The organism is Streptomyces sp. NPDC059740, from assembly GCF_042733155.1.
In the GTDB taxonomy this organism is placed as follows: Bacteria; Actinomycetota; Actinomycetes; order Streptomycetales; family Streptomycetaceae; genus Streptomyces.
Genome location: NZ_JBHWGP010000099.1, coordinates 1 through 1,829, shown reverse-complemented (window position 1 = coordinate 1,829; position 1,829 = coordinate 1). Strand labels below are relative to the sequence as shown.

Sequence of the window (1,829 nt, the reverse complement as noted above, 5' to 3'; positions counted from 1 at the left end):
GGGCGGGCCGTGTCCGCCGGCCAGTCGACGGGCTCCTGGAGCAGGCGGACCTCACCCGCCGACCAGTCCACATGCGGGGTCGGCTCCTCGGCGTGGAGCGTCGCGGGCAGCAGTCCGTGCTGCAGCGAGAGCACCATCTTGATGACGCCGGCGACGCCTGCTGCCTGCTGGCTGTGGCCGATGTTGGACTTGACCGAGCCCAGCCACAACGGCCGGTTCTCGGGCCGGTCCTGGCCGTAGGTGGCCAGCAGCGCCTGCGCCTCGATCGGGTCACCCAGCTCGGTGCCCGTACCGTGCGCCTCCACCACGTCCACATCGGAGGCCGACAACCGCGCGTTCGCCAGAGCCGCCCGGATGACGCGTTGCTGCGAGGGGCCGTTCGGCGCGGTCAGGCCGTTGGAGGCACCGTCCTGGTTCACCGCGGTGCCGCGGATCATCCCCAGCACGGTGTGCCCGTTGCGGTGTGCTGCGGAGAGCGTCTCGAGGACGATGATGCCGGCTCCCTCGGCGATGCCCATCCCGTCGGCTCCGGCACCGAACGCCTTGCACCGCCCGTCCGCGGCCAGCGCACCCAGCCGGGAGAAGCCGACGAACTCCGCGGGGTCGGCCATCACCATGACCCCGCCGGCGAGGGCGAGGGTGCATTCGCCGTTCCGCAGCGCCTGGGTGGCGAGGTGGATCGCGACCAGGGACGAGGAACAGGCGGTGTCGACAGTGAGGGCGGGGCCCTCCAGGCCGAGGCTGTAGGAGACCCGACCGGACAGCACGCTCATCGCCGTACCGGTGATCAGATGGGCCTCGGACCCGGACAGGTCGCCACCGGTCCCGTGGTAGCCGGACGGGGCGGCACCGGCGAACACACCGGTGGCGGTGGAACGCAGCGAAGCGGGGTCGACACCGGCCCGCTCGACCGCTTCCCAGCAGATCTCCAGCAGGAGTCGCTGCTGCGGGTCCATCGCCAGCGCCTCACGCGGCGAGATCCCGAAGAACCCCGCGTCGAACCCGGCGGCGTCGGTCAGGAAGCCTCCCTCGGCGACCGAGCTGGTGCCTTCGGCTGAGGGGTCGGGGTTGAAGAGCTGCTCGATGTCCCAGCCGCGGTCGGTGGGGAAGCCGGATATGGCGTCGCCGCCGACGGCCAGCAGGTCCCACAGCTCCTGCGGGCTGCGCACGCCACCGGGATAGCGGCAGGCCATGCCCACGATCGCGATCGGCTCGCCGGTCGTCACCGTGGGGTCGTCCGCGCGTGAGGGCGCGGTCACCGTCTCCTCGGCGCCGAACATGCTGTCGACGATCTGCCGGGCCAACGCCGTCGGGTTCGGGTAGTCGAAGACCACCGTCGACGGCAGCCGGACCCCTGTGGCTGCGTTGAGCCGGTTGCGCAGTTCCACCGCGGTCAGCGAGTCGAAGCCGATCTCCCGGAACGCCTGCTGGGGAAGCACGTCGTCTGCCGTGTCGTGACCCAGCACGGTGGCGGCATGCGACCGCACCAGTTCCTCCACGACCCGCTGACGTTCGGCACGCTCAAGCCCCGCAAGCCGGTCGGCAAGTTCACCGGAAGGCTGGGTGGTCGTGCTCTGCTGGGTGTGGTCGTCCTGCGGCTCCTGCGCTTCGGGGAGGGTGTCCAACAGGGGGCGGGGACGGGCGGCACAGAAGACGGGCGCGAACTTCTCCCACTCCACGTTCGCCACCGCGAGGAACGTCTCATCATCCTGCAACACCTGACCCAACGCCGTAAGCGCCCGCTCGGTGTCCAGGAAGTTCATCCCCTGCCGCAACAACCGATGCGGCGTGACCCGACCAGGACTGTGATCCATCTGCGCATCCACCGC

Annotated in this window: 1 pseudogene; it reads right to left on the bottom strand. The window is 70.7% G+C overall.

The features are described 5' to 3' along the window. Positions 1-1,814, bottom strand: a pseudogene (locus tag ACFV3R_RS34590) (beta-ketoacyl synthase N-terminal-like domain-containing protein); the annotation flags it as partial. Positions 1,815-1,829 lie beyond the last annotated feature (15 nt).